This is a genomic window from Nitratireductor sp. ZSWI3 (assembly GCF_024655565.1).
Classification (GTDB): Bacteria; Pseudomonadota; Alphaproteobacteria; order Rhizobiales; family Rhizobiaceae; genus Nitratireductor.
Genome location: NZ_JANKOF010000163.1, coordinates 1 through 5,560, shown reverse-complemented (window position 1 = coordinate 5,560; position 5,560 = coordinate 1). Strand labels below are relative to the sequence as shown.

Annotated in this window: 6 protein-coding genes; all 6 read right to left on the bottom strand. The window is 66.0% G+C overall.

Going from position 1 to position 5,560, the window contains the following annotated elements; all coding sequences use genetic code 11:
* Positions 1 to 127: 127 nt before the first annotated feature.
* On the bottom strand, positions 128 to 2,260 hold the full coding sequence (locus NUU27_RS24800) for a sodium-translocating pyrophosphatase (protein WP_257764965.1): 2,133 nt from the start codon (positions 2,258 to 2,260) through the stop codon (positions 128 to 130).
* A gap of 163 nt (positions 2,261 to 2,423) precedes the next feature.
* On the bottom strand, positions 2,424 to 3,641 hold the full coding sequence (locus NUU27_RS24795) for an MFS transporter (protein ID WP_257764964.1): 1,218 nt from the start codon (positions 3,639 to 3,641) through the stop codon (positions 2,424 to 2,426).
* Positions 3,638 to 4,129 (bottom strand): transcription antitermination factor NusB, encoded by a 492-nt coding sequence (nusB, locus tag NUU27_RS24790; RefSeq protein ID WP_257764963.1) that lies wholly within the window; start codon positions 4,127 to 4,129, stop codon positions 3,638 to 3,640. Before nusB ends, NUU27_RS24795 begins: the two co-directional genes overlap by 4 nt.
* A 1-nt stretch (position 4,130) precedes the next feature.
* Positions 4,131 to 4,598 carry a 6,7-dimethyl-8-ribityllumazine synthase gene (ribH, locus tag NUU27_RS24785; RefSeq protein WP_257764962.1) on the bottom strand — a complete coding sequence of 156 codons (468 nt, stop codon included), beginning with the start codon at positions 4,596 to 4,598 and terminating at the stop codon, positions 4,131 to 4,133.
* Positions 4,599 to 4,641: 43 nt separating this feature from the next.
* The gene (locus NUU27_RS24780) at positions 4,642 to 5,256 is read right to left on the bottom strand and encodes a riboflavin synthase (protein ID WP_257764961.1); all 615 of its coding nucleotides are present in this window, start codon (positions 5,254 to 5,256) and stop codon (positions 4,642 to 4,644) included.
* A partial coding sequence (locus NUU27_RS24775) for a dihydrofolate reductase family protein (RefSeq protein ID WP_257764960.1) occupies positions 5,256 to 5,560 on the bottom strand: 305 nt, incomplete at its 5' end. The genes NUU27_RS24775 and NUU27_RS24780, both read right to left, overlap by 1 nt.

Below are 5,560 nucleotides of genomic sequence, written 5' to 3'. Positions count from 1 at the left end.
TCGGGTCTGCGCTGTAGAGCGGAATGAGGAAAAGTGTGAAGCGGTTTTCCACCCGCATCCCGCTCCAACTTTTTGAAAACGATCGCGTTTATGATCTTGGATTGATTCAATCCAAGATCATCGCGATCTAGTGCGCCAGCACGGCCAGAAGCAGCAGTGCTATGATGTTGGTGATCTTGATCATCGGGTTGACGGCGGGGCCGGCCGTGTCCTTGTAGGGATCGCCGACCGTGTCGCCGGTCACCGAGGCCTTGTGCGCCTCAGAGCCCTTCTCGTGCTTGACCCCATCGGCGTCGACGAAACCGTCTTCGAACGACTTCTTCGCATTGTCCCAGGCGCCGCCGCCGGCGGTCATGGAGATCGCCACGAAGAGGCCGGTGACGATGACGCCGAGCAGCATGGCGCCGAGCGCCGAGAAGGCCTCGCTCTTGCCGGCGATCAGGTAGATGACGGCGAAGGCGACGAGCGGCGAGAGCACCGGCAACAGCGACGGCACGATCATCTCCTTGATCGCAGCGCGCGTCAGAAGATCGACGGCCTTGCCATAATCCGGCTTGTCCTTGCCCTGCATGATGCCCGGCTTCTCGCGGAACTGCCGGCGCACCTCCTGCACGATGGCGCCGCCGGCGCGGCCGACGGCCGTCATCGACAGGCCGCCGAAGAGGAAGGGAAGCAGGCCGCCGAACAGGAGACCGACCACCACATAGGGATTGGACAGAGCGAAATCGACGCTCACCCCCTCGAAGAACGAGCCGGCCTGCGCGTTGGCGGCGAAGAACTTCAGATCCTCCGTGTAGGCGGCGAACAGCACCAGGGCGCCGAGGCCCGCGGAGCCGATCGCATAGCCCTTGGTGACCGCCTTGGTGGTGTTGCCGACCGCGTCGAGCGCGTCGGTCGTCTTGCGCACCTCCGACGGCAGGTCCGCCATCTCGGCGATGCCGCCGGCATTGTCTGTCACCGGGCCGAAAGCGTCGAGCGCCACCACCATGCCGGCGAGCGCCAGCATCGTCGTCACGGCGATGGCGATGCCGAACAGGCCGGCCAGGTTGTAGGACAGGATGATGCCGGCGATGATGACGAGGGCCGGCAGTGCCGTCGCCTCGAGCGACACGGCAAGCCCCTGGATGACGTTGGTGCCGTGGCCGGTCACCGATGCCTGGCTGATCGAGCGCACCGGGCGATAGCCGACGCCCGTGTAATACTCGGTGATCCAGATGATGAGGCCGGTGACGGCAAGCCCCACCACGCCGCACCAGAACAGGGTCGAGCCCGTGAAGGCCCGGCCGTTGCTCGCCGTAAACTCGGTCGAGCCGCCAAGCCAGCCCCAGACGATGAGCGCCAGCGCCACGACGGAAAGCCCCGCCGTCGCCCAAAACCCCTTGTAGAGGGCACCCATGATGGAATTGTTGGAGCCGAGCTTGACGAAGAAGGTGCCGATGATCGACGTGACGACGCAGGCCCCGCCGATGACCAGCGGGAACAGCATCAGCGTCACTGCCGTCGCCCCGGTGAAGAAGATCGAGGCGAGCACCATGGTCGCCACCACCGTCACCACATAGGTTTCGAACAGGTCGGCCGCCATGCCGGCGCAGTCGCCGACATTGTCGCCCACATTGTCGGCGATAGTCGCCGGGTTGCGCGGATCGTCCTCGGGAATGCCGGCTTCGACCTTGCCGACGAGATCGCCGCCGACATCGGCCCCCTTGGTGAAGATGCCGCCGCCGAGACGGGCGAAGATGGAGATCAGCGAGGCGCCGAAGCCGAGCGCCACGAGGGCATCGATGACCGTGCGGTCGGTCGCCCCGAAGCCGAGGGGCCCGGTCAGCACCCAGAAATAGACCGACACGCCGAGCAATGCCAGGCCGGCGACCAGAAGGCCGGTGATGGCGCCCGACTTGAAGGCGATGTCGAGGCCGGCGGCCAGGCTGTTGGACGCGGCCTGGGCGGTGCGCACATTGGCGCGCACGGACACGTTCATGCCGATGAAGCCGGCGGCGGCCGAAAGCACCGCGCCGATCAGGAAACCGATGGCCGCCACGGATGTCAAAAGCCACCAGGCGAGAACGAAGACCACGACGCCGACGACGGCGATGGTGGTGTACTGCCTTGTCAAATATGCCTGCGCCCCCTCCCGGATGGCACCAGCGATTTCCTGCATGCGTGCATTGCCCTGGTCGGCGGCCAGCACCGACTGGGTTGCCCAAATGGCATAGAGAATGGAAAGCACACCGCAGGCGATGACGACGTAAAGCATTGTCATTGCCAATCTATCCCTCGATTTCGGCCCGCGACAGAAATCCCTCCGGACCGCGCTGAAAAAGGCCGTCGGCATTCGCGCCCCTCCCGGCCTTATCGACGCAGCTTGGGCGATGCCGTGACGCAACGTCAAGGACCAGTCGGCTGTTTTTCCCGGCTTTTGCCGTTCAGGCAGTGCGGTGCTTGCGTGCGCCGAGGGCCAGAACGCCAAGCGCCGCGAGGCAGGAGATGGCCACGGGAAGCACGACGATCGCCAGCATGTCCCAGCCATAGGCGTTGTAAACCTGGCCGGACATCAGCGAGGCGAAGGCCGTGATCGAGAACAGCAGGAAATCATGCACGCCCTGCACGCTGTTCTTCTCAGAGGCGTGGTAGCACTCGGCGACCATGGACGTGGCGCCGATGAAGCCGAAGTTCCAGCCGACGCCGAGCAAGATCAGCGCCGTCCAGAACTGCCACAGCGCGATGCCCGAAAGCGCCACGAGGGCGCAGCCGATCAGAAGAACCAGCCCGGTCGCAACGATGGTCTCCCTGCCGAAACGGGCGATCAGGCGGCCGGTGATGAAGCTCGGCGCGAACATCGCCATCACGTGCCAGGAGATGCCGAGGGTCGCCTCGTCCGGCGTGAAGCCGCAGCCGACCATGGCGAGCGGCGCGCCGGTCATCACGAAGCTCATCAGCGCATAGGAGGCAATGCCGCAGAACAGCGCCACCAGGAAGCGCGGCTGCAGGATGATCACCGATAGCGGACGGGCGGGCTGATGATCATCGAGCTGTGCGGAGGGCGCCTCCTTCGGCAGACGCAGAAACGACAGCACCATCGATCCGAGAAGGCCGAGGACGATGATCGAGGCGAAGGCGCCCGCGAACATGACGGGCGCGAACAGCTCGCGCGTGTGGATGACGATCTGCGGGCCGATGACCGCCGCGAACACGCCGCCGCCCAGCACCCAGGAGATGGCGCGCGGCTTGAAATCCGCCGGCGCGTTGTCGGCCGCGGCGAAGCGGTATTGCTGCAGGAAGGCGTTGCCGGTGCCGATCACCAGAAGACCGAGCGCGAACAGCCAGAAACTCGACTGGAACAGAGCGAGCGCGGCCACGAAACCGCCGCAGGCGGTGACGAAGCCGCCCGACATCAGCCCGTTGCGGCGGCCGATGGCGCGCATCAGGGCCGCGGCCGGCAGGGCGCCGAGCGCGATGCCGACATTGAAGCCGGTGACGGGCGCGGTGGCGAGCGACTTGTCGGCGTCGAGCAGATAGAAGCCGGCCAGGCCGCCCATGGAAATCGCGATCGGCGCTGCCGATCCCACGACCGCCTGCGATACGGCCAGGATCAGCGCGGTGCGCTTTGCCTCCCGGTAAAGATCACCGCGCGTTTCGCTCACTTCGCGTCCTTTCCCCTGCCCTCGTCCCGGCTGCGCCTGGCGACACGGTCGAGCACCGCGTTGACGAGCTTGGGCTCGTCCTCCGTATAGAACGCCTTGGCGATGTCGACATATTCGGAAACGATCACCGCTACCGGCACGTCCCGGCGCCGCGTCAGCTCATAGACGCCGGCGCGCAGGATGGCCCGCAGCGTGGAATCGAGGCGTGACAGCGGCCAGTCGTCGGTGAGCGCCTGGCGGATCACCGGATCGATCACCTTCTGATCCTCCACGACGCCGGCGAGAATCGCCCGGAACCATTGCGAGTCCGCGTCGCGGTAGAGCTCGCCGTCGATCTCCTTGCCGAGGCGGAAAAGCTCGTATTCGGCCGTCGTCTCCAGAAGACCGGTGCCGGCCACATCCATCTGGTAGAGTGCCTGCACGGCGGCAAGGCGCGCAGCGCCGCGCTTGTTGGCCGGGCGAAGATTGTCGGCGGTCGGTGCTTTCACTTTAAACTCCAAAGCGCTGTTTCAGCGCGATCATCTTGAGGGCGGCCATGGCGGCGAAATGCCCCTTGCCCATGCTCTCCCCGCTCGTGCCCTCGCTCTGCTCGATGCGCGCCAGCGCCTGAGCCTCATTCTCGACGGTCAGGATGCCGTTGCCGATGGCGAGCGACTTCTGCAGCGCGAGATCGGTCAGGCCGCGGGCCGATTCGTTGGCGACCACGTCGAAATGATACGTTTCGCCGCGGATCACGCAGCCGAGCGCGACATAGCCATGATAGAGCGGTCCGCTGTTGCCGTCCGCGGCGAAGGCGATCGCCGCCGGCACTTCCAGCGCTCCCGGCACGGTGACGACGTCGTAGGCCGCGCCCGCCTCATCCAGCGCCGCCTTGGCGCCCGCCAGGAGGCCGTCTGCCAGATGGTCATAGAAGCGGGCTTCGACGATCAACACCCTTAAGGGACGCGCATCGGCCATGGATTTTCTCCGCACGGAAACCATTACAAAAGAGAGCGCTGCCTTAAGCCTCTTTGGCGGCATCCGCAAGACGCGCAGCATAACGCGCCATCGTGTCGATTTCGATGTTGACGCGATCGCCGACCGCCCGCTCGCCCCAGGTGGTGACCGCCAGCGAGTGGTGGATCAGCAGAACGTCGAATCGGTTGCCGTCGACGTGGTTGACGGTGAGCGAGGTGCCGTCGAGGGCGACCGATCCCTTCGGCGCGATGAACTTCGCCAGGTCCTTCGGCGCCTCGAGCACGAAACGCACGGCCTCGCCCTCGTCCTTGCGGTCGACGATCCGGGCGGTCGCGTCGACATGGCCCGAGACGATGTGACCGCCGAGCTCGTCGCCGACCTTCAGCGCCCGCTCCAGATTGATGCGTTGCCCGGGCGCCCACCCGGCAAGGGTCGTCAGGCGCAGCGCCTCCTCCCAGGCCTCCACCTCGAACCAGCGGCCATTGGCGCCGCCCTGCGGCACGGCGACCACCGTCAGGCAGACGCCGGCACAGGCGATGGACGCGCCGATGTCGATCGTCTTCGGATCGTAGTTGGTCTCGATGCGCAGCAGCACGCCCTCGTCGCGCGGCGTGACCGACTGCACGGTTCCCACATCGGTGACTATCCCGGTGAACATCAGCCGGCCCTCACAAATTCGCGGTAGACATCCGTGCCGAAGCGCGCCTGCCGCTGCAGGCGGAAGCCTTCCGGGCTATGGGCCGGATCGATCGGCGCGGCAATCCCGCCAGCACCGATTTCGGCTGGCCCAGAAAACAGCGCGAGGCGATCGACGACACCTTCCGCCAGGAAGGCGCCCGCCGTATAGGCGCCGCCTTCCACCATCAGCGTCATGATGCCGCGCGCGGCAAGGTCCTCCAGCAGTTCCGGCAGGGCGATGTGCCCTTCATGCACCTCGACGGCGAGGAAGTCGACGCCCGCCT